At 56.8% G+C, this 23220-nt stretch carries 18 protein-coding genes; 7 read left to right on the plus strand and 11 right to left on the minus strand.

Annotated elements, in window-relative coordinates:
- Nucleotides 1-1402 precede the first annotated feature (1402 nt).
- Nucleotides 1403-2311 (plus strand): LysR family transcriptional regulator, encoded by a 909-nt coding sequence (locus C4J94_RS13165; protein WP_124367008.1) that lies wholly within the window; start codon nucleotides 1403-1405, stop codon nucleotides 2309-2311.
- Between the two features lie 38 nt (nucleotides 2312-2349).
- Here the strand turns inward: C4J94_RS13165 and C4J94_RS13170 are convergent, their stop codons facing one another.
- Both C4J94_RS13170 and C4J94_RS13175 read right to left on the minus strand, forming a co-directional pair.
- Complete coding sequence (locus C4J94_RS13170) at nucleotides 2350-3438, minus strand: alkene reductase (protein ID WP_124386563.1); 1089 nt, start codon at nucleotides 3436-3438, stop codon at nucleotides 2350-2352.
- 34 nt (nucleotides 3439-3472) lie between these two features.
- On the minus strand, nucleotides 3473-4231 hold the full coding sequence (locus C4J94_RS13175; protein ID WP_124386564.1) for an SDR family oxidoreductase: 759 nt from the start codon (nucleotides 4229-4231) through the stop codon (nucleotides 3473-3475).
- 100 nt (nucleotides 4232-4331) lie between these two features.
- Here C4J94_RS13175 and C4J94_RS13180 point away from each other — a divergent pair, with 100 nt between their 5' ends.
- The gene (locus tag C4J94_RS13180) at nucleotides 4332-5288 is read left to right on the plus strand and encodes a LysR family transcriptional regulator (RefSeq protein WP_124386565.1); all 957 of its coding nucleotides are present in this window, start codon (nucleotides 4332-4334) and stop codon (nucleotides 5286-5288) included.
- Nucleotides 5289-5309: 21 nt separating this feature from the next.
- Here C4J94_RS13180 and C4J94_RS13185 read toward each other — a convergent pair whose 3' ends face one another.
- From C4J94_RS13185 to C4J94_RS13220, 8 genes are all read right to left on the minus strand, one after another.
- A complete protein-coding gene (locus C4J94_RS13185; protein WP_164485577.1) occupies nucleotides 5310-5876 on the minus strand; it encodes a thioredoxin domain-containing protein in 567 nt (188 codons plus the stop codon).
- A gap of 69 nt (nucleotides 5877-5945) precedes the next feature.
- Nucleotides 5946-6593: a hypothetical protein gene (locus C4J94_RS13190; RefSeq protein ID WP_124386566.1), complete on the minus strand. Its 648-nt coding sequence runs from the start codon at nucleotides 6591-6593 to the stop codon at nucleotides 5946-5948.
- A 97-nt stretch (nucleotides 6594-6690) separates the two neighbouring features.
- Nucleotides 6691-8112, minus strand: a complete 1422-nt coding sequence (locus tag C4J94_RS13195) for a mechanosensitive ion channel family protein (protein WP_256657698.1) — start codon at nucleotides 8110-8112, stop codon at nucleotides 6691-6693.
- 59 nt (nucleotides 8113-8171) lie between these two features.
- Nucleotides 8172-9020, minus strand: a complete 849-nt coding sequence (locus C4J94_RS13200) for an alpha/beta fold hydrolase (protein ID WP_164485578.1) — start codon at nucleotides 9018-9020, stop codon at nucleotides 8172-8174.
- Between the two features lie 117 nt (nucleotides 9021-9137).
- Nucleotides 9138-10154 carry an alpha/beta hydrolase gene (locus C4J94_RS13205; protein WP_124386569.1) on the minus strand — a complete coding sequence of 339 codons (1017 nt, stop codon included), beginning with the start codon at nucleotides 10152-10154 and terminating at the stop codon, nucleotides 9138-9140.
- Nucleotides 10155-10241: 87 nt separating this feature from the next.
- Nucleotides 10242-10988: an SDR family NAD(P)-dependent oxidoreductase gene (locus C4J94_RS13210; RefSeq protein WP_256657699.1), complete on the minus strand. Its 747-nt coding sequence runs from the start codon at nucleotides 10986-10988 to the stop codon at nucleotides 10242-10244.
- 68 nt (nucleotides 10989-11056) lie between these two features.
- Nucleotides 11057-11809 (minus strand): SDR family oxidoreductase, encoded by a 753-nt coding sequence (locus tag C4J94_RS13215; RefSeq protein WP_124386571.1) that lies wholly within the window; start codon nucleotides 11807-11809, stop codon nucleotides 11057-11059.
- Nucleotides 11810-11862: 53 nt separating this feature from the next.
- Nucleotides 11863-12393 (minus strand): DJ-1/PfpI family protein, encoded by a 531-nt coding sequence (locus tag C4J94_RS13220; protein ID WP_124386572.1) that lies wholly within the window; start codon nucleotides 12391-12393, stop codon nucleotides 11863-11865.
- 738 nt (nucleotides 12394-13131) lie between these two features.
- Here C4J94_RS13220 and C4J94_RS13225 point away from each other — a divergent pair.
- Nucleotides 13132-15468: an FdhF/YdeP family oxidoreductase gene (locus C4J94_RS13225; protein WP_124386573.1), complete on the plus strand. Its 2337-nt coding sequence runs from the start codon at nucleotides 13132-13134 to the stop codon at nucleotides 15466-15468.
- Nucleotides 15469-15692: 224 nt separating this feature from the next.
- On the opposite strand, the gene C4J94_RS13230 is transcribed toward C4J94_RS13225, so the two are convergent.
- On the minus strand, nucleotides 15693-16607 hold the full coding sequence (locus tag C4J94_RS13230) for a LysR substrate-binding domain-containing protein (RefSeq protein WP_010210548.1): 915 nt from the start codon (nucleotides 16605-16607) through the stop codon (nucleotides 15693-15695).
- A 269-nt stretch (nucleotides 16608-16876) separates the two neighbouring features.
- On the opposite strand from C4J94_RS13230, the gene C4J94_RS13235 reads away from it, so the two are divergent.
- The 4 genes from C4J94_RS13235 to pgm all read left to right on the plus strand — a co-directional run bounded on the left by C4J94_RS13235 (nucleotide 16877) and on the right by pgm (nucleotide 23209).
- Complete coding sequence (locus C4J94_RS13235) at nucleotides 16877-17899, plus strand: zinc-dependent alcohol dehydrogenase family protein (protein WP_124386574.1); 1023 nt, start codon at nucleotides 16877-16879, stop codon at nucleotides 17897-17899.
- 702 nt (nucleotides 17900-18601) lie between these two features.
- Nucleotides 18602-20020: a hypothetical protein gene (locus C4J94_RS13240; protein ID WP_164485579.1), complete on the plus strand. Its 1419-nt coding sequence runs from the start codon at nucleotides 18602-18604 to the stop codon at nucleotides 20018-20020.
- Between the two features lie 36 nt (nucleotides 20021-20056).
- Nucleotides 20057-21460 carry a PLP-dependent aminotransferase family protein gene (locus C4J94_RS13245; protein ID WP_124386575.1) on the plus strand — a complete coding sequence of 468 codons (1404 nt, stop codon included), beginning with the start codon at nucleotides 20057-20059 and terminating at the stop codon, nucleotides 21458-21460.
- Between the two features lie 105 nt (nucleotides 21461-21565).
- Nucleotides 21566-23209 carry a phosphoglucomutase (alpha-D-glucose-1,6-bisphosphate-dependent) gene (pgm, locus tag C4J94_RS13250; RefSeq protein ID WP_124386576.1) on the plus strand — a complete coding sequence of 548 codons (1644 nt, stop codon included), beginning with the start codon at nucleotides 21566-21568 and terminating at the stop codon, nucleotides 23207-23209.
- Nucleotides 23210-23220 lie beyond the last annotated feature (11 nt).

Raw genomic sequence — 23220 nt, forward strand, 5'->3', positions numbered from 1 at the left:
AGCCAGTTTCGAACTCGGCGTGACCGAGATCGGCTGCATTGCCCATGTCTCACTAACGGTTGCGCCGACCCGAGGAGTAGAAAATAGAACCGCGCGGAGGAGGGGCGGTGGCGGTTGAACCACGAATGTCTGGCTACCATCCTTGACTTCAGAGAATGAATGGGCTCGTCGCGTGGGGCAACGTGGCGAGGAACTGGTCTATCACATTGAGTTTCAGAAAGTGCGAGATATGTCGGCTACGCGAATCCTGGGCTGTATGTCGTATGGACATCGCAAGACGAGCCGGTCGCCGACTATGACATCCGCTCCATTGGCACCAACTGGCAGCCTCGGTGGGTTGAACTGGAATCAACGCCAGGCGTGGCTGGCAGGTTTGAATGGCCTCGCAGAGAGTTTGAAAAGGCATTACGTGAAGGGGCCGCTACGAGTTGTGGCGCGTTTATCGTGTTGCCGATAAAGAACTCGTGGCAAAGTGATTCACCAGCCCATCGCGCATGCTGGGGCGCGACAGGTCACGCTTGAACTCGGCATGTTGCGCGCCAATATCGAAAAGTTGGATTGAACCCCTTTTAGGTCAATTGCAAAGTGTTCGGCAGCGAGCAGCGAGTGATTTTCCAAGAAGGGAATTGTCGAGCGTTAGGCTGGGGGCATCCTTTTCAAACCATCCAAAGCATGCCCTCAGATATGCCCCCAATGTAGCAATCCACTGGAAGTGAATGGCGCTCCATGGTTTGTGGAAAGGCAGAAATGATCAGCCGAACAGCCTATCCGACAACACCTAAAGACTGTCAGGGTCGCCAAAAAGACATTTGAACTGGGGCTCTAGGACGGTGTTTTCAGACCGTTAAAGTTTTGGCTTGCCCCCAGTCGCCGCCGGCATCCGCGATTTCGGCGGCTATCGCCTACCTGCAGGAATGGCGCCTTGGTCTTCGCTAAACGCAGTGGACGACGCGCTTTCCAGAGGCCGATACCGGATCTCACCGCATGTTAGATCAGCGTTAGTACCAAATAGCTTACACCCTCTGCGGCGGGCAGGACCGGTGACCAAGCCCATTTGTGCCATCGCGGCATGTCTGAAATTCCATCTGATCGCATTTCCCTGGCTCCCGGAAACCCCTAATTTAGACGCCTACGTATGTGTTTGAAGGATGAGAGATATTCTTCAAGTAGCGCTCGTCCACTGTTGAGCAGCCCTGCAAAGCGCTTGGCGTCCAGATGCGAAATGCGCGTTCGGGCTGTGACGACGTAGTACGCAGCCTCGGGTATGCGGTTAACGCACATGAATTGATTCAGGGAAATGATCAAAAAATTATGCCTCACGTGGAATGCCTATCTTTGTTCTGCCGTCTTATATGGACTTTTAACTAAATGTCTATGGGTTTCATATTAAGAGAGCGCAGTAATGATCAGATTTAACGACCTAGCCATTTTTGTGCGTGTGGCAACCGTTGACAGTTTCTCCGTCGTGGCCAGGGAAATGGATCTCTTTCCTGCTCAAATCAGCGCCGCTATCAAACGCTTGGAGTGTGAACTTGATACGCGCCTGTTTGCGAGATCAACACGAAGTCTGCGCCTAACAGCCGAAGGCGAACGTTATCTGCCTTATGCTCGGGAGGTTTTGAACACACTCAGTGAGGGGCGAGCCGGGTTACAACAGGACGATCGTAAACTCCATGGCGTCTTGCAGATCGCCAGTGCCTCAGATTTCGGGAGAAATGTGTTGCTTCCTTGGCTGATCGATTTTCGTCGAGACAACCCTGGTCTGGTGCTTCGAGTGATGTTGTCCGATAGCGTCTCGGACATCTTTCGCGATCCGATAGATGTAGCCGTCAGGTATGGCACGGTACAAAACGCCGACTTTATCTCTTTGCCCTTAGTGCCTGGCAATCGCCGTGTACTGGCTGCATCGCCGGCTTATATAGCGCTGCACGGGCGGCCCAAGTCCGTGGAAGATCTTAAGACTCATGCGTGTCTTCGTTTCCATATGAATGGAAAACTCTACGACAGATGGATATTTCCCAAGTTGCCGGAGAGCGACTTCGTTATTGTAAACGGCCCTGTTCTAAGCGATGACGCAGACGTCATTCGACGATGCGCCATCGCGGGGGAGGGGATTTTGTACAAATCATGGATGGACGTTTGTGAAGATGTCAGTGCCGGTCACTTGGAGGTATTACTACCTGAGGTTCCAGGTGAGCTTTACCCTTTGAGTTTCGTTTGCCCGCACAGGAAACAGTTTACCCCGGCGATTCGTTTGCTTTACGCGTACTTGAAAGATAAGTGTGAATCGCTGTTGATGACGCACGCCTAGGCGTGCGCCAGACGTTATTGTGCCAACACCTATCTGCTTCAATCTAGCTGGACAGAAAGCCCGGGATAGTCGGTGTACCCTTCCTTCCCTTGGCTGAACCACGTCGAACGATCCTCTTGCCTCAGCGGCAAGCGACGGCGAAGTACCTCTGGCAGCTGGGGATTGGCGATAAATGGACGTCCGAACGCCACGGCGTCGGCAATACCCGCTTCCACAACCGCCTCGGCACGAGCCGAATCGTAATCTGAGTTAAGGATAAGCGTGCCTTTGAAGGCATTACGAATGATGGCTGCGCTTGGAGGGTATTCCGAGACGCCAAAACTCCCGTCAGCCGGCGGCTCGCGAAGCTCGAGATGGGCAATACCGATCTCGGATAACACTTCAGCGGCGTGGGTAAACAAAGGCACAGGATTACTGTCCCTCACGCCCTGGTCATGACTGCTGGGGGTTAACCGAACACCCGTCCGATCTGCTCCAACGACTCCCGCGACCGCTTGCGTCACTTCCTTGAGCAGCCTGACCCTGTTCTTAATTGAGCCTCCATAGGCGTCGGTGCGAAAGTTGCCGCTGTCGCGTAAAAACTGATCGATCAGGTATCCGTTGGCGGCGTGAATCTGGACGCCATCAAACCCCGCCAGCAACGCATTCCTGCCTGCCTGGGCGAAATCGGCAATCAGTGGCGGGATCTCCTCGAGCGGTAGCGCTCGAGCCTGGGAATAGGGTTGTTTCCCCGCGTAGGTATGGGCCAGTCCAGGTGCTGTCGTCACCGAGGGACCTATGGGTTGTGCACCATCAAGGAAGCTGGGATGTACAACCCGGCCCATGTGCCACAGTTGAGCGATTATTCGACCACCGCCAGCGTGCACGGCGTCGGTAATCAATCGCCAGCCGGCAATTTGCTCAGCGGACCAGATACCGGTTGCATAGGCCCATCCCAGGCCTTGCTGGCTGATGCCGATCGCCTCGCTGATGATAAGCCCCGCCGTCGCACGTTGGGCATAGTAGTCGACCATGATGGGGGTAGGGACGTGATTCTGCGTTCCCCTGGCCCGAGTCATTGGGGCCATGATGATGCGGTTAGGTAATGTCATGGCGCCCAGACGCAGGGGCTCGAACAGTGTGGCCATGTGGATCTCCTTTGTGTTGACGAAAATGGCAGGTTTAAACCAGGCGTGCGCCGCCATCTACGTTGATCGTGGCGCCGTTCATGAAGCCATTGCTCATTAGGAAAACCACTGCCGCGGCCGCTTCGTCGGCAGTGCCAAGGCGGTGCAGAGGCAAGGTTTTCTCCAGTGCAGCGACAAAGCCATCGCGCGCATCGCCCATGGCTTTCGCGAGGATCGGCGTATCGATAGGGCCTGGAGAAAGGGTGTTGACCCGGATAGGCGCCAATTCGAGGGCCAGGCCGCGGGCGAATGCTTCCATGGCAGCTGATGCCGCGGCGAGCACCGCCGTGCCGTGCGCATTAGGTCTATCTGCAAGCGCACCGGAAATAAAGGTGACTGAGCCGTCTTTGGAAAGGCGATTGCCAAGCGCTCTCAAGGCATATACCGAGGCCCAGATTCGCTCGTCGAAAGCGCGTTGCAAATACGCCACATCCGCTTCGAGCACTTTGCCGGCGACGAACGTACCGGCCAGCAGCACCAGGTGATCAACCTTTGGGATGTCGGCCAGAGCGGCCTGGATTTGTTCGGGCTTAGTGACATCAGCGGCACGCCAGCCATCCAGCTCGTGGGTATTGGCGGCTTGCTGTGCCCGGTCTGGGTTGGAGCCGATCACGAAGACCTTTGCACCAGACGCCTTGGCCTGAATTGCAGCTGAAAGGCCGATACCCGATGTGCCGCCGACGACTACCACCGTTCGATCCAGAAGGGGGTGTGGGTGTACGTTGCTATGGCCTGGGTTGGAAATATCGATCATCGCTGGTGGCTCCTCTAGGGCATCGAATTGATGCTGTGAGGACAGCCTATGCGTAACCTTCAAAGTTGATAATAGGGTTTCAAGTGGTTACTATTGTGCCATGAAAGCACAAATTGGATTGGACCGTTTGACAGGTCTTATTGCCTTTGCTCGCACGGCCTCGCTGGGCAGCTATACAGCCGCTGCACGGGATCTCTCCGTGTCACCCTCGGCCGTCAGCAAAAGCGTTCAGCGATTGGAAGAGCATTTAGGTCTGCGCCTCTTCAGTCGCACTACCCGCTCGCTAACCTTGACTCCCGAGGGACGTGAACTGTACGAACGTGCGTTGCGGGTGATCCGGGAAATCGAGGACATTGAACAGACCGCGGTAGCGTCGAGGGGCGAGCCGTCAGGCACTCTGAAAGTAACCGCACCGCTTCCCATCGGCGTCAACATTCTTGCTCCTGCGCTCCCGGCCTTCCGTGAGCGTTACCCGAAGCTGGTGGTGGACCTGCGGCTCGGCGATCAATTCGCCGACATTATCGAGCAGGGGATAGATGTCGCCATCCGGGTCGGCAATCTGGCTGACTCCAGGCTGGTTTCCAAGCCTCTCGGCCCACATCGAATCTGCACCTTCGCATCGCCCGGCTATCTCGCGAGAAAGGGCAAACCGCGCAATATCGATGATCTGGTCAATCATGACTGCATCAATTTCCGTTATCAGAGTTCGGGGCAGGCGCTACGTTGGCCATTCCAGGTGGGGGAGCGCGTCGTCGAGATCACTCCCGACGCCACCATAACCATTGATGTAAGCGATGCAGTTGCGGCGACGCTCGCCGCAGGCGGCGGTATTGGTATCTCTCCGACGTATGTTGCCGCGCCTTATGTGATGCGGGGTGAGTTGGTACCGGTGTTTCCCGAATATGCGGTAGACAGGTTCGTCATCACCGCTCTCTGGCCCGAAAGCCGGAGAGGCAATCCAAACGTGAAGGTATTTGTAGACTTCCTACAAGAAGTGTTCCCGGTACCGGCTTCTTGGGATGTGATAGTCGAATCGGCGGGTAATGCTCAGCGCTAAGGACGTTCGAAAGCGCAGCGCTCAACTGAGCTGCTCGATCCAGGAGGACACCGGGTCACCACTGCTCATGTTCGGCCGGATAATCCCGTTGATCATGAACGTGGGCGAAACGTGGACGCCGTTTTGTCGAGCATACTTGCACTGCCATTTGATGGCCTGATCCAGGGTTGGAATTGCGAAGGCCTCTGCCAGTTTGATGCCACTGTAATGCTCGAGGCGCTTAATGATGTCTCTGGGCGTTACGTCCAGATTGGGGCCTTCAGCGTGATTGTCGAATTCGAATTCCCTCCGGTGCGCTGCGACAGCGGCCATGACATTCTTGGCATTTTCTTTGCCGCCCTCAAGCGTCGCTGCGGCAAGGATGCACCGAATGATGACGCCTGAAAACATATGCCAGGGCTGGGACTGCAGGCGAATGATCAACGTGATCCGGTCTTCGCCCGCCTCTGCGAGGAGCGCATCGAACTTGAGGAACGCCTTGACGGAATAGGGGCAGGTGGGCTCGAGAAAAACTTCAAACAGGTGAGGGCCCTGACCCCACGAAAGCGTATCCACTTTCACTAGCCGGTCGTTTTCAGGTTTTTGCATAAAAGTACCTTTCAGTGAATCAGAACGAAGTGAGGGGCCCCTGCGGGAGACAAAATAGCCTGAGTACACTCAGGCATAGAGCACATCCCAGAGCCGTTTTAACTTGAGTGTCATATTGGTTTCAGACACGCTCTGAAGTGTTATGACTTCTTTGAAATATTTGGCGTAAATCGCTTCAGTTACGTGCCGGACCTCGCCGTTTTCATCCAGTTCGACATCGGAAAATCGAAGGATACCTACAGCTTCGAACCCCGCACGCTCAGTGAACTGTTGCATGGCTTTCGACTTCATCGTGACGTATGAAAAAGCCATTGCGATACCCATCGCTTGAGCCAGCGCATCCACGATATAAGCCGCAAAAAGCGTAGCCCCCGTGCCCCGATGCGCCGGAGCGCATACACCATAGCGGCTATGGAGAGTCAGCGCGTCTCGATCCACTTCCAGGCACAAGGCGCAGACAATTTCCTCGCCGTGTCGACCGATGTAGACGATAACGTCCTTCGCCTCTTCACCCGAAAAGTAAACCTTCGTCTCGTAGAATCGTGGGTCAATATACTTTTTCCCAGATCCGACACTGATGTCCTGATACCACGACTTGATAAGCGCGCATAGAAGGTCAATATCGTTACGTTCCAATTGCTCGTAGTTATATTCAGTCGGAGTGATGGTATCTTTGGGCAGCTCCGTGAGTAGCGGCCAGGATGCGTGTTTTATCATGTCGATCTCTTGGGGCGTTAAAGTTCAGGCGTGATGCTGCTGACGATTTGAAAGCAGCTGTTTGCCCGAAGTCATGGATTTTTAGGCTCGAAGCTGGTCAGTGGTGCCTTAGCCATTTCAAAAACCCTCCAGGTACCGCCGACGGCGCTTTCTGCATAAGAATGGAGCGGGCATGTTGCTGGCGGAGCATTTGGAGACGGGTGAGGGACGTGCGTAATTGCGACCTTTCGCCCATACACCGACGTACTTCATCCCGGTGCAGTTGAAGTACTTTCACGGCCGAAAGCGCAATGAATTGCGCGCCGTTTGGCTTGTTATCCATGACGCCTTCTTCGCCTAATACTTCCCCTGGTCCCATCCGCGCGACCTCGACCCAATGGGCCCGATCGTACAACTGGACGGACACCACACCACTGCCGATAACCAACAGGTGGTCGCTGATTTCGTTGGCTTTCAACACAAAGTCGCCAGTTGCCAGCCAGGTTGATAGCAGATTCATGGCGAGACGGTCTTTATCCTCTGAAGTGAAACTTGCGAAAATGCGCACGTCGTCCAGCACAAAGCGAGTGATACCGGCCACCGGGATTTCAGCGGCATTGGCGATATCAACGCCGGATGCGCGTAGATGCCTGTAAGTAATGTCGTAAAGGCGATTACGTGCTGCAATTTTTTCGGCAGGCGTGCCGACAAAACCGATGGCCTCATACTCCAATAAGCCCTCCGTTATGTTTTTCAGAATGACCTTGGGCGCAGGAACTGGCAGTAGCGCTGAATAACCCAGCAGCGCCTGCTCCAGTATTTCCTGGACGCGTTCGGGGCGAAATCGCAGAGGCAGGTGCAGGCTGATCGTCACCCCGTGTTGATCTTCGGGCCTGCTCATGTTTTGTATTTTGGTTTTCGCCGCCACCGAATTGGGTATGACGACGGTGCTGCCTTGCGAGGTCAGCAACAACGTGGCGCGCCAATCGATGTCGGTGACCCTGCCTTCCATGCCATCGATTTGAATCCAGTCGCCCACTTGATAAGGGCGAGTGGCATTCAGGACGATCCCACTGAACACATCGCTGAGTGTGCTTTGCAAAGCCAGGCCGACGATAATAGCCAACGCGCCAGAAGTGGCGAGCAATCCTTTGACGGGAAGTTCTAGTACGTAGGCTGCCGCTGCGACGGTGGCGACGAGGAAAATTAGAGCGCCGAGCACTTCCCTGAGCAAGCGACCGCCTCCCTCAGTTCTGGATATCAGGATTGCGCCGAGCAACTCCGTCAGCATCCGCGCGCTTAAAAACCACCAGACGATCACCAGCAGTGTTGCAGCCAACTGCCAGGAACCAGCGTCAGGATCGTGCACTGGTTGCAAGGGTGAGTTGCCGGACAGAAAGATGGCAGCGCTGTAACAGGCGTAGAGACAAATATTAATGCCCACGCGCAACCCCTGCAGCCTTCGGGGAACCACCCACCAACCAATAATATCGGCGATTAATATCGCCCCGAGGAGGGCGCACAGCCATTCAAGTGTCACGATGTGACCCTCCAGGAGTCTGGTGCGTTCGTGCTTTCACACAAGGGCGGAACACGCGATTAAACGGCGACGCCGCGCCAGAACTGGTGGAGTTCAGCACTGATGAATTCAGGCTTTTCCTCAAATACCCAATGTCCGCACTGCTCGATGACCCCACCTTTTGCCGACAAGGCGATGTGTTTTGCCGAGGTAAAACAATGGTCACCAAATGACACTTCGCCACCCCAGGCCAACACTGGGATCGTTAGCTTCCCTTTGGTCAGTTGCGCGGTCTGCTCCGCCATTTGCGGGATAGAACCATAATGGTTCAGGCTCGCGCGCAGGTTGCCCGGTTGGCGCATCTGCATGACGTAATAGTCGATGTCGCTTTCGGGCATTGCCGTCGGGTTGTAGGCAAAATCTCTGAAGAAGTGCCGCAGGTACATATCCTCGCGCCCTTCAATAAGGGCACGGCTGATGTCCATGTTCATGTGCATGCTCAGATGCCAGTAGGGCACCCGCGGATCGACATAACCTGGAAAATCCAGGCCAAAAAAAGGTGTTTCGATAGTGGCCAACGACAAAGCGCGTTCAGCGGCCAGGTAGGCCAGGGCAACCGAAGGTGGACCTCCCAGGTCATGGCTGAGGATGTGGAATGTATGAGCCTGTTCAACCTCCAGCAGACCGAGCATGTCTTTAGCGATATTGATGGGGTCGTAACCTTGATACGGCTTATCGCTATCGGCGAAGCCGCGAAGGTCGGGGGCGATGAACGTGTAATGCTCTGCGAGCCTGTCGATGACCGGCATGAACTCTCGATGATTTTGTGGCCAGCCGTGCATACAGAGGACCACGGGGCCTTTCCCGGCAACCACGTAGTTGAGTCGAACACCGTTAACGGTGGCGCGTTTGTGCGTCAGGTTGGTCATGGCGAGTGCCTTTTTTGTCCCGTCTGACCCGGGCCTTTCGAGCCTGGGAGCGTAAGGCGGGTGTGCAATGTGATGCATGCCGGACCCGGCCGGGTGAACGGCATGCGCAAGGCTTGCTTAGTTAAGGTGAGCCTTGAGTTCTGTGCCCGCCTGCCTCATGGCCGCCTTGACTTCAGGTACCTGGCTCAACGGGTTCAGCAGGCCATAGTCATGGATCATGCCGTTGTAGCGAACCGCCGTGACATCGACCCCGGCCGCGTCCAGCTTCTGCGCGTAGGCTTCGCCTTCATCGCGTAACACGTCCAGCCCCGCAGTCTGTACGAGGGCAGGTGGAAGTCCTTTCAACTGATCGATGCTGGCCTTGAGCGGGGAGGCATGAATTTCCGCCCTGGCTTTCAGGTCGGTTGTGTAACTGTCCCAGAACCAGGTCATCATGTTCCTGGTCAGGAAGTGGCCTTCAGCGAACTGCTTGTAGGTGTCCGTCTCGAAGTTGGAGTCCGTGACCGGCCAGAGGAGCAGCTGAAATCGAATTTTCGGAGTGGCTTTTTCTTTAGCCATCAGGCTCACGACGGCGGCCATGTTGCCGCCGACACTGTTACCGGCCACCGCCAGGCGCTTTCCATCTACGTTGATCTGTTTGCCGTTTTCCGCCACCCACTTGGTGGCCGCGTAAGCCTGGTTAATGGCGGTGGGATAATGGGCCTCAGGGGATGGTGTGTAATCGACGTACACCGCGACCGCACCGGAGGAGACGACAAGGTCGCGAATCAGGCGCGCATGGGTGGGATAATCCCCCAGGACCCAGCCGCCACCATGAAAGAACATGAAGACTGGAAGCTCGCCTTTGGCTTTTTCAGGCCGAACCACCGTCAGCTTGATCGTCTTGCCATCGGCGGTAATGGTCTTGTCACTCACCTCAACGCCCGATAGATCAACCTTTACCGAGTTTTGCGCGCCCGTCAGCACCGCGCGGGCTTCTGTTGGACTCAATTGCTCGAGCGGCTTGCCGCCACCCGCCGCCAACGCATTCAGAAAGGCTTGGGTTTGATGTTCCGGTATTGGATTGCCAGCGGCCATTGCGGACCCAACCGATAGGGCGATCATCGCCGGCACTGCTTTCACGACGTGTTTCATGTTGCCTCCTGAAGCTATTGGTTTGTATGAAGCGTGTAAGAACGACGGCGACTATCGGTGTCATCCGGTCAGCCTCGTATGGGGGTGTTATTGGGCGAGATAACCGCCATCAACGGCCAGGCTTTGTCCGGTCACGAAACTGGCGGCGCTGGAGGCGAGAAACAGAATGGTCTGCGCTACTTCCTCGGGGGTCCCGAGACGCTTGGCCGGGATCAGGCCGCTCAGCGCTTCTTCCGTCAGGCCGATCTCGGCCAATCTGTGAACCATCGGCGTGTTGGTCGGGCCAGGGGCGACGCAATTGACTCGAATGCCGATCGTGGCGACCTCCAGTGCTGCGGACTTGGTCAAGCCTTCCACCGCGTGTTTGCTGGCGGCATAGAGGGCGCTGCCGGGAAAGCCGACGCTGCCGCCGATGGATGACAAATTAACGATGCTGCCAAAGCCCTGTCGTTTCATGGCGATCAACTCGTGCTTCATGCTGAGGGCCAGCCCCAGAACATTGGTGTCGAATACTTCGCGGTAGATCTCTGCAGTAATCTGGTGGATGTCGGTGAACGTACCTTCGATGCCTGCGTTGTTCACGGCAACATCCAGGCGTCCGTATTTGGCGTCGATAAATTGCACAGCCGTCACCACGTTGTCCTCGAATCGAACATCGACGTTAACGAAGTCTGCGTCGGTAGCCCCTTCCTGAAGCAGTTCGTTACGCAAGGACTCACCCGCGTCGGTACGCCTGCCGGTTGCGACGATTGATGCACCGTTGCGGGCAAATGCGAGGCAGGCGGCTCGGCCAATCCCGGTTAAAGCGCCGGTCACAAGAACGACGTTGCTCATCATGATTTCCCTTTTTCTAATAAGACATGGCCACGTCAGGACGACGCAGCGCGTGAGGTGTCTCGACGTCAAACCAACCGCGAACCGCCATCGACATTGATCGTGGCGCCGTTCATGAAGCCGTTGCTCATCAGAAACACCACGGCTGCACCCGCTTCGTCCGCCGTGCCGAGGCGATGCAGCGGCAGGGCTTGCTCCAGCGCGGCGACATAGCCATCGCGCGCATCGCCCAAGGCCTTGGCAAGGATCGGCGTGTTGATGGGCCCCGGAGACAGGGTGTTGACCCGGATAGGTGCAAGTTCCAGAGCAAGGCCACGGGCCAATGCCTCCATGGCAGCCGATGCGGCGGCGAGCACCGCGGTGCCGTAAGCGTTTGGCCGATCTGCCAACGCACCTGAAATAAAAGTCACCGAGCCCTCTTTGGAAAGATGATCGCCGAGAGCCCGCAAGGCATGTACCGACGCCCAGATCCGCTCATCAAAAGCGCGCTGCAAGTACGGGATGTCCGCTTCGAGGACTTTGCCGGCGACGAAGGTCCCTGCCAACAGCACCAAATGGTCAACCTGCTGTGTGTCTGCCAGCGCGGCATGGATCTGTTCGGGCTTGGTGATATCGGCCGCACGCCAGCCGTCCAGCTCATGGGTCATGGCGGCCTGCTCTGCGCGTTGCGGATCTGAACCCAGAACAATGACCTTTGCACCCCGACCCTTGGCCTGAATCGCGACAGCCAGGCCAATTCCGGAGGTCCCCCCAAAGACAACAATATTTTTGCCGGCTAAATCACCGGTTATGGCGTCCTGCGTGGAAGTAATAGAGTTCATGTTTAATCCTCATGCTGATCGCGGGTGGTGTATTTTTGAAGTCTTGCCCGACGCTACTTGATGGTCTGCCGTAGGGACGTTCGGAGCCAGTTCGATACGGCCTGTGCAAAGGCTTCAACGTCTTTTCCATTGCCAGTGATGATCCACTTCAAGGCCACAACATCGTCGGGCATAAATATCGCGCCATAATTACTCAACTGAATCACCAATTCGACGGAGTTATTGATGGTTGCTTTTTTTCCAACCAAGATGCCTGCTTGGGCAAGAACTATTGCGCCAAGTCCGATGCCGGCAACCAACTTTCGGGCTTTATCGAATTCTTGTAGTTGAGCGATAACATTGATGTTATTCCACAAATATTCTTTAGTCCCCGCTCCCCCCATGACAGCGATGGCATCGAAACATTCGCTGTACAGTTCTTCCAAATCTTGAGTCTTGATGTGTTCAAAAGTCATTCCTTGCGTAGTGCGTGCATCGACTGAGAAAATTTTCAGGTTATATTCTTTGCGCCATACACCCAGGCACGACAAGAGCATCGGTGCGTCTATCCGTTTCGGCGGGATAATGATGGCTAAGCTTTTCATAGATATATCCTAACAATGCAGCCAACTAAAGGTGTCGTATGAAAATGCATATTGGCTATCGCCGTTACCTGTAGCCGCTGCACCGACTGCAGCTCTGGAGTGAGCATCACCCTGTCGCATTTAAAAATACAGGTGCGCTACGGATTAACACCTAAACTCTTGCGATGTAAATGCGTGCAGCCCAGAGCTTTAAAAGCGTAGCGGCATTAGCACTAAATTCATTTAAGTCCTAAATGCTGGCGTGCGTTCTCTTCTCCGCTGCTTGGAAATATGATCCAACTGCAAAGGGTTTACTCGTTGATCAATCTGCACGGTGACCCTTCTAAGGCGGCATGTCGTCAATTGAATATGTGAAGGTAATCCGTGAGGTGTTGAATGAACGAGCCATCGGAAAAACTGCAGGTGTTCGTAAGCTATAATCAAATCCGGGTGCAATTCCATGCCTGTCCACCTCGGCCTTGCCCTGAACTGCAAGATGCCCTTGATCGCCTCGCATCGTTGCCTGGATGCGTTAATTACGCATTAAGCTATTGGACACATAGTGCATTCCAATGGTCGATTATGGGTGTATGGACTGACGAGGAAGACCGTGATCGTCATTACTGTAGTGAACAGATTCAAGTTCTTTTCAATTGCCTTATTCAGCAACATGCCGCATTGATCTGTTGCAGCGAGGGGCAGATTTGAGCTTTGTGGTGGGGAACGTCTGAGTGTCCTACATCCGGGAGAATAAAAGGAATGAGCTTCGAAAAGCGTTATCAACCTTACCGCGGCCCCGCAGCAGGATGGGGAGCTCTTTTGTCCGTTGCGAAATATTGGATGCGAAGTGGTAATGCAATGAAAAATGTCCGCGCGCTTCTGGCAGTGAATCAAGGTAACGGCTTTGATTGCCCCGGTTGTGCCTGGGGTGAGAGCCCTGAAAAGCGTCCCGTAAAATTCTGCGAAAATGGTGCGAAGGCAGTGAACTGGGAGGCCACCAACCGGCACGCGGGGCCGGCATTTTTCAGAAGATATAGCGTTTCCTGGTTATCCGGCCAAAGTGATTACTGGCTGGAACAGCAAGGGCGGCTGACGCATCCGATGCAGTTCGACGCGGCTTCTGGTCATTACGTTGAAGTGAGTTGGGATGAGGCGTTTGCCTTCATCGCCCAGCAGCTAAATCAGCTGGAGTCCCCAGACCAGGCCGAGTTTTATACGTCCGGCCGGGCCAGTAACGAAGCCGCGTTTCTGTACCAGCTGTTCGTCCGCGCCTATGGGACGAATAATTTTCCGGACTGCTCCAACATGTGCCATGAAGCCAGCGCCATTGGAATGTATGAATCTTTGGGCGTGGGGAAGGGTACGGTGACCCTGGACGATTTCGCCAAGGCCGATGCGATTATCGTGATGGGGCAGAATCCCGGGACCAATCACCCACGGATGCTGGAGACGCTGCACGAAGCGGTTACTCGAGGCGCTCAGGTCGTCGTGTTCAATCCCCTGAAGGAGCGCGGCCTGGAACGATTCCAGCATCCTCAGCATCCGCTGGAGATGTTGAGCAATGGATCGAAGCCGACCAGTACAGCGTATTTTCGTCCAGCCTTGGGCGGCGATATGGCGGCTATGCGCGGAATGGCGAAATTCCTTTTGCAGTGGGAAAGGTTAGCGCAGGCGACCGGCACAAAGCCGGTGTTTGATCAGCGCTTCATCGAAGAACATACCTCGGGCCTGGAAGCGTATGTGGAGACCGTTGAATCGACGCATTGGGACGAGATACTCACGTTGTCGGGCATGACGCTGGAGGACATAGAGGCGGCTGCGCGCGTCTACCAGAAGGCAAGCAATGTGATCGTTTGCTGGGCCATGGGCTTGACTCAACATGCCCATTCGGTCGCCATAATCCAGGAGGTGATCAACCTGCAACTGCTGACCGGGAATATGGGACGGCCCGGCGCCGGTATTTGTCCTGTACGTGGTCATAGCAACGTCCAGGGCGACCGCACGATGGGTATCAACGAGCTCCCACCCCAAGAGTTGCTGGATGCCATTGAAGCCCGCTTTCAGTTCAAGGTGCCGCGCCATTCGGGGCATAACACGGTGGCCGCCATCAAGGCGTTCGAGGAAGGCAAGTCGAAAATCTTTATAGGTCTGGGCGGAAATTTTGCGCAGGCAACGCCGGACACGCCTCGTACTCATGCTGCGCTCAGGCGCTGCGAATTAACCGTGCACATCTCCACAAAGCTCAATCGCAGTCATCTGGTCACTGGAAAACACGCTTTTATCTTGCCTTGCCTGGGGCGGACTGAAATTGACATGCAGGCATCGGGTCCACAGGGCGTCACGGTCGAAGATACATTCAGCATGGTCCACCTGTCCCACGGTCCTTTGCGCCCCCAGTCGTCTGAACTCAAGTCCGAACCGGCGATAGTTGCGGGATTGGCGAAAGCGGTATTAGACACGCATCCAATCGATTGGAGTTGGGTGATAGAGGATTACGGTCGGATTCGTGCACTGATTGCCGACGTCATTCCCGGATTCGCCGGTTTCAACGAGCGACTTAAAGCGCGTGGCGGATTTCACTTAGGCAACGACGTTGCCCTGCGTATCTGGCGCACTTCGACATCCAGGGCGCGCTTCATTTCGAACCGGTTGCCGGGCGACCAGATTACTTCTCTCGCAGAAGAAACCGGCGATCGGGCAGACCTTCTCCTGCAAACCCTTCGTTCTCACGACCAATACAACACGACTGTTTATGGGCTCGATGACCGTTATCGCGGTGTTCACGGTACTCGCCATGTCATATTCGTAAACGCTGAAGATATCACTCGGCTAGGATTTGAACCGGGAGAACAGGTCGATATTGTCTCGCTCTGGCCGGATAAGCGAGAGCGTCGGGTGACCAGTTTTACGCTCATCGCCTACGACATACCTCCAGGCCAGGCTGCTGCTTATTATCCCGAGACCAACCCACTTGTCCCATTGGAAAGTTACGGACATCGAACCTTCACACCGACGTCCAAGTCTGTCGCTATAAAACTTGTAAGGTCGGCCGTTGAGGCGGGTGGCCCCTTGATTTCTTATGTTTCGGTTCCGTGATATCGCGGAAAACCAAAAGGACACCGCCAGGCACACGTCAGAATTACCAAGAAGCTCAATTGCTCGCGGAGCTGGGCCATCTCGGGGCTGGGGGCATCCTTTTCAAACCATCCAAAGCATGCCCTCAAATATGCCCTCAATGTAGCAATCCACTGGAGGTGGATGGAGCTCCATGGTTTGTGGAAAGGCAGAAATGATCAGCCGAACAGCCTGCCCGACGACGCCTAGAGACTCTCAGGGTCGCCGAAAAACATCTGAATCCGCGACCGCAACCACCGCTCCCCCGGATCGTTATCCTGCGACCCGCGCCACGCCATATGCAATTCAAACGAACGCACTGGCAGCGGAGGGTCTTCCGCTCGCAAACCACCCGCTGATGTCAGCGCCTCGGCCGCGTAATCCGGCACGGTGGCGAGGATGTCGGTGCCTGCCAGCAGCGTTCCAAGGCCGTTGAACTGCGGAACGGCCAGCACCACGTGGCGTTTGCGGTCGAGTTTTTCCAGCTCTTCATCGATAAACCCGCTCAGGTCACCGGCAAATGACACCAGCGCGTGCGGTCGGGCGCAGAAGTCGTCCAGGCTCAATGAGCCCGGTACGCTGTCGGCACGCAGCAGTTTTGGCAGGCTGCGGCGCAGTACCTTGCGCTTGGCGTTGGCCGGCAGGTCGGCGGTGTAGCTGACGCCGATGGAGATTTCGCCGGAGGCGAGTAAGCCGGGCATCAGGATGTAGTTGACACGACGCACCACCAGCACGATGCCGGGGGCTTCGGCGCGCAGGCGTTTGAGCAATTGCGGCAGCAGGGCGAATTCGACGTCGTCGGACAGGCCGATGCGGAATACCGCGGTGCTGGTGGCGGGATCGAATTCGGCAGCGCGGCTGACGGCGGTGGAGATCGAGTCCAGGGCCGGGGAGAGCAGGGCGAAGATCTCCACGGCGCGGGCCGAGGGTTCCATGCTGCGCCCGGTGCGTACGAACAGCGGGTCGTCAAACAGCCCGCGCAGACGTGACAAGGCGGCGCTGATGGCCGGCTGGCCGAGAAACAGTTTCTCGGCGGCGCGGGTCACGCTGCGCTCGTGCATCAAGGTTTCGAATACGATCAAGAGGTTAAGGTCGACACGACGCAGGTCGTTACGGTTCATCTTGTGTCCTGGAAGAGTCAGCGAACTTGACGAGAGCGGCCATATCAAGAACCTCCAAGGTTCTATTCAGAAGCATGACCGGCATGAATCTTACGGGGAAAGGCTGGTACTCTGCACCGGATAATTGAGTTTTCCTACGCTAGCTGAGGTCTATTCCTCAGAAGCGGAATCAATGGCAGGCATGTCGACTATTAATGGTGACCGGTGGTCTTACCGGGAAAGCCCAGATAGAGTTCATGGCATTAGAGGTTACTTTGACGAGGTTTGCGATGTCCCGCACGATTCGTTTTCACAAGTTTGGTCCGGCCGAGGTGCTCAAATGCGAAGAGCATGCGGCCGTGCAGCCCGCACCGGGCGAAGTGCAGGTGCGTGTCGACGCGATTGGTATCAGCTGGTACGACATTCTGTGGCGCCAGAACCTGGCGTCGTCCCATGCACGCCTGCCGTCCGGCCTTGGTCATGAAATGGCCGGCGTCGTGGTCGCCCTGGGCGAAGGCGTGGATGACTTGGCGGTAGGCGATAAGGTCGCCAGTTTTCCAGCCGAAAGCCCGAATGATTACCCGGTGTACGGCGAGCAGATCGTCTTGCCCCGTTCGGCCCTGACCCGTTACCCGGATGTCTTGAGCCCGATTGAAGCCAGCGTGCATTACACGCCGCTGTTGATTGCCTACTTTGCCTATATGGATCTGGCGCGGGTCAAGCCTGGGCAATTTGCCCTGGTGACCGATGCCAGCCACTGTGCCGGACCTTCGTTCGTGCAGTTGGGCAAAGCCTTGGGTGTACGGGTGATTGCCGCCACCAAAGACAGCACGGAGCGTGAGTACCTGCTGTCCCTTGGGGCGGAAAAAGTCATCGTCACCGAAGAGCAGGACCTGCTCTTGCAAATCAACAAGATTACTGGCGACCGCGGCGTCGATGTAGTGTTCGACGGTTTGGGCGGGCCGCAGATGTCGTTGCTCGGTGATGTGCTGGCGCCGCGTGGCAGCCTGGTGTTGTACGGCCTGCAAGGTGGTAACCAGACCCCGTTCCCGGCCTGCGCCGCTTTTCAGAAGAATATTCAGTTTTTTGTGCATTGCATCGGCAACTTCACCGGCAAGCCGGAGTTGGGGATCATCCAGGACCAGGTAGCGTTGCAGCGCGCGTTGCGTGATATCAACCAATTGACCGCCGACCGGGTACTGGTGCCGTTGAAAACCACAGTGTTTCCGTTCAGCCAGTTCGTCGAAGCCCACCGCTATATGGACGAATGCCCTTGCCGCGAACGGGTTGCGTTGCAGGTGGAAGCTGTTTGAGCTGTAGGAGTATTCGCAAATGAATACTCCAGCGTCTGCGCAGATGCGGCAGATGCGCCATTTGTCAGGGCTTAACCCGCACGAGGGTTGAGCCACTCCGAGGGCCTTGCGCCCCCGCAAACTATACCTTTGGCCCTTACGCCGCCCTGAAATCCAGCGCGGCGTTGGTGTGTGGGCGCCGCTGACGTGAGTGCCGTGGAGCATCTGAACTGCTTTCCTGTGTCGTTCTGTATCTATTAATCATTATTTGAGTGCCGATAATTGTGGCTTAACCGTCATCTCAAGGATTGAGCAATGATTAGCTATCCGACATTACTGTCTCGCATCAGCGAACTAACGAGGCGACATCCTGTTCGCCGGCGAACTCTCAAAACATCGCGTCTTTTTGCAAGAAACAGGATTAAGCGACTGATTTAATATTTGTCGGATTTTTCGCTAGTTAATTAGTTAACGCGCTGTAGGAGGTCGTCGGAATATTCCTAAGGCTCGCGTCTTGACCGCACATGGCCGAGGATTAGCCCGCCTGTACTCGGGGTCAGGTGCATGTGGTTCAGGTGCCGGCTCCGGTAAACTTATTGCAAGGTGCTAGTGTTTAATCATCCTTGCGCCCTGCAGCGGACGACACGCCTACAGATGTAATGGGTCAGGCAACGACGTCAAAAAGTTGCTTGAAACTGATATTTCAACTCAGGTAGTAGAACGATGAGCGCAATTCACGAACAAGCCATGAACTATGTTTACCAGCAAGTTCTGCAACGTTTGATGGGGCACTTCACTCGGGCCGAACGGACGGCACTTCAATTGTTGATCCAGCGAATTGTGGTGGCCGCAGGCGGCATGGAACAAGTGGCTAACTACAAAGTGTTGATCGCTCATGGTGGCGGCGAAGTCAGCAGTTATACCCTGGCCCTGCTGCGAGCGGCGCAATTGAGTATCGCGGGCCGTGCGCCCAAGACCTTTCAGCTGCGGGTGGCGACTTTGCGGCATGCAGGGATGACCCAGGCGACACTCGGCAGCCTGAACGAGGGCTACAGCGCCCTGTTTTTTCACGATGACCCACGCGTGGAGCTGTTGATGGTGGAAAACCAGGAGGTGCAGCCTTTCAATCATCAGCGGCCCGCCTCCAGCGTCGGCCGTGAGGTCAGCCAGCGCAATATGCTGATGATCGGGCACCTGACGTCCGGAGATGTCCGTGCAACGCTGTGCAATGACACTTACCTGGCGCTGGGGGATTTCTACCAGCGTGTGAGTACGTGGAACGGCGGCGTGCATGCAGTGGTCAGCGGCGATTCTGCTCGCAAGCAAAGCCAATACCTGGCCTGGTTGAAGCGCTCGGCTCTGGGCGCGGGCGTCACTGTCCCGCCACGCCGCCCCGTGTCGCTCAATATCCTGTTCGCGCGCATGCAAGAGTGGAGCAACGGTTGCTACCGTGACGTGTACGGTGAGCACTACGTGGAGGCCGAGCGTCCGGAACGCGGCGGACACCGCCATCTGGCTTATATCGGGGTCGCCGACCTGCTTGATGAGGTCGACGTTGCCTCGGCACCGCTGCTTACCGAGTTCCTCGCCCACAAGCCGGATCCGTTCGACTTTCACTTCAGTCATCCAGACTATCCCAACCCGTTGCTCATGGCCCACTTGCATGGGTTGCAGGCCCAATGCCTGCGCGAGTTGTCCTACGAGGAAGGCGTGCAGGCGTTTGTGCGCCAGGCGGGGGACGCAATGGGCCGCCGACAAATCCCGGACGCTCTGATCGTTGAGATGGGCAGCGATGATGGTCGCGTGTTGTCGACGACCTACGCCCAGGAATTCTTCGGTCTGGACGAGGGCCAACTGACGTGCCTGTTATTTTCATCCTTCCTGCATCATGGCGAGCGCCTGGAGGGTTACCTGCGTCAATGCCATCCCGGCATGCTGGTGGGGCTTCCCGAGTTGCACAAGGCGCTGCAGGGCAAGCCAGTCGCGGACATGCTGCAGCAGTGGCTGATTGACACTAGTGGCTTGCCATTACCCCTGTTACAGCACCTGTACCGCAAGCGTATACGGCAGACGAACCGTGGCAGCCAAGCGCGCAAACGGCAGCGGGCGCAAGCGCCAATCGCGCAATTGTCGGGGCGTTGACGACATGCCTGTGTGCGCAACACCGGGTGGGCGTCCATGAAGCTGCGAGGGGAGCGGCAAGCGGATTTTGCCTATCAGGCGGTGTACCGCTACATGATCAACCTGATCAACGAAGTCAGCCGTGAAAAGCCGGTAAAGCTGCCTTCGCTGCGGCAGTTGTCGACTCGTTTGAAGGTGTCGATCTCGACGATTCAGTACGCTTACTCAATATTGGAAAAGGAAGGGCGGATCTACTCGGTGGCCAAGTCCGGCTACTTTGCCTGGCCGGTGGCCGCCAACGCGCAAATGCTGGCGAGTGGGGACTTGCTTGAACGCCTTTACGCGGCGGCGCGACGGCCGGCCATGGTCGTGCTCAGTGGTGATGAACCGGCGCTGCTCGGCTCACTGGATGGCGCATTGCTCACGTTGGAGCGCCAACTGATCCGCCGGCACCCCCATCACCTGCAAAGCCACTCGCAGCCCTCCGGCGTCTGGGAATTGCGCGCGGCGCTGGCGGCACGTTATACCTCGTCGCCCACGCGTTGCTGGCAGGCGGATGAGGTGTATATCGGCGCCGACTTGCGCGGTGTCCTGGAGATCCTGATTGACGTCCTGGGCCTCAAGGGCACGGTGGTGGTGGTCGAGTCACCTTGCGATTACCTGATATTGCGCCTGTTGCAGGGCGCCGGCGTGCGGGTTATCGAGTTGCCCTGGCACGCCGATGGCCGCTTCGACTTGACCACCCTTGAACACCTGCTCAGCCATGAGCCGGTGCATCTGGTGCTGCTGTCATCGGTGGTGAGCATGCCATCGGGCAACGTCCTGTCGATTCAGGAGCGCTTGCAGGTGGCGCATCTATTGGACCGATTCGGCTGCTGGCTGCTGGAGAACGACAGCTATGGTGAACTGAGCTTCGCACCATCCCCCGCAGCCCTGCGACACCTGGTCAACCCTGAGCGGCTGGTAGTGTTCTCATCGTTCGAGAAGACCCTGGGCCCGGAAGCACCGTTTGGTTTTGTACTGTCGCGCCAGCTGAGCCGAGAGCTGCAGCGTCGGTTTTTACTGCGTGCATTCCGATTATCGTCCATTCGCCAGCGTGCCATTGCCCGCTTGTACGAAAGCGGGCGGTTCGACCAGCACTTGCAGACATTACAACAGCGGCTGGGTGAGCAAGCGCAGGCCATGAGCCATCGCCTGGACACCCATTTCGAGGGACGGGTGAGCTACCGAATGCCCGTCGCCGGTGCCAGTTTCTGGCTGCAATCGATGACAGCGGTGGATATGCGTCGCGTGTTCCAGCGCATGGTCACGCAGCAGGTGGTGATCGCCCCCGGCGAGCTGTTCAGCCTCAGTGGCTTGCATCACCAGTATATTCGCCTCAGTCACACGTTCAGCGGCCATCCGAACTTGCACGTCGCCTTGGATACACTGGCTGAGGCGCTGCAACAGTCACAGATCTAACGCGTATGAAATTTCTGTATCGGTTGTGGATCGATACCGTCGCGCAGTAGTCCAAGTCACCGTAAACTGTCATTTTTCCGAATCCTTATTTTTCGAGGTTTATGCATGACTATCAGTCCTTTTGCGGGCAAGCCGGCACCAGCCCAGTTGCTGGTGGATATCCCGCGACTGGTCACGGCCTATTACACCGGCCAGCCTGATGCAGCGATCTCCACCCAGCGCGTGGCGTTTGGTACCTCGGGGCACCGTGGCAGCTCGTTCGAGCTGAGCTTCAACGAGTGGCATGTGCTCGCGATCAGCCAGGCCATCTGCCTGTACCGCGAAGCCCAGGGTATCGACGGCCCGTTGTTTGTCGGCCTGGATACCCACGCACTGTCGACGCCGGCCGGCGCCAGTGCATTGGAAGTACTGGCCGCCAATGGCGTGCATGTGATGCTCGCCGAAGGCGATGAATACACCCCTACGCCGGCGATTTCCCACGCGATCATCTGCTACAACCGTGGCCGCACCAGCGGGCTGGCGGACGGTATCGTCATTACGCCGTCCCACAACCCACCGCAGAGCGGTGGCTACAAATACAACCCGCCCAACGGCGGCCCGGCCGACACTCATGTCACCAAGTGGATCGAAGCCAAGGCCAACGAACTGCTGGCCAACAAGCTCGCCGGGGTCAAGCGCATCACGCACGCCCAAGCGCTCAAGGCCGACACCACCCATCGCCATGATTACCTCAACAGCTACGTGGCCGACCTGATCAATGTGATCGACATGGACGCCATCCGCAGCGCCGGTTTGCGCCTGGGCGTCGATCCGCTGGGCGGAGCAGGGGTGCGCTACTGGTCGGCGATTGCCGAGCACTACCGCTTGAACCTGGACGTGGTCAACACCGAAGTCGACTCGACCTTCCGCTTCATGAGCGTCGACTGGGATGGCCAGATCCGCATGGATCCGTCTTCCAGCTACGCCATGCAAGGCCTGATTGGGCTAAGGGAGCGCTTCGATGTGGCGTTTGCCTGCGACCCGGACCACGACCGTCACGGCATCGTGACCCCGTCCGGCGGGCTATTGGCGCCGAACAATTACCTGGCGGTGTCCATCGATTACCTGTTCCAGAACCGTCCCGACTGGCGCGCCGATGCGGCGGTAGGCAAAACCGTGGTCAGCAGTGGCCTGATCGATCGCGTCGCCGCGCGCATCGGGCGTCGTTTGTACGAAGTGCCGGTGGGCTTCAAATGGTTTGCTGATGGTTTGTTCGACGGTTCGCTGGGCTTTGGTGGCGAAGAAAGCGCCGGCGCCTCGTTCCTGCGCAAGGACGGCACCGTCTGGAGCACCGACAAGGACGGTCTGATCCCAGCCTTGCTCGCCGCCGAAATGACCTCGCGTAAAGGCCAGGACCCGAGCCAGATCTACCGCGGCCTGACCGACGCCTTGGGCGAACCTTTCGCCACCCGCGTTGATGCCAGGGCCACGCCAGCGCAAAAAGCCCTGCTGGGCAAGCTATCGCCGGAACAGGTCACGTCCACGCAACTGGCCGGGGAAAGCATCCAGCAGATCCTCAGCCACGCGCCAGGCAACAACCAGGCCATTGGCGGTTTGAAAGTCATGACCGAAAACGGCTGGTTCGCCGCGCGTCCATCGGGTACCGAGGACATCTACAAGATCTACGCCGAAAGCTTTGTCGGCGAAGATCACCTCAAGCAGCTGGTAGAAGAGGCCCAGGTGCTGGTAGACCGCGCCATCTCCGAGTAATAACGCAAAAC

The sequence above is a fragment of the Pseudomonas sp. R5-89-07 genome (assembly GCF_003851685.1).
Lineage (GTDB): Bacteria > Pseudomonadota > Gammaproteobacteria > Pseudomonadales > Pseudomonadaceae > Aquipseudomonas.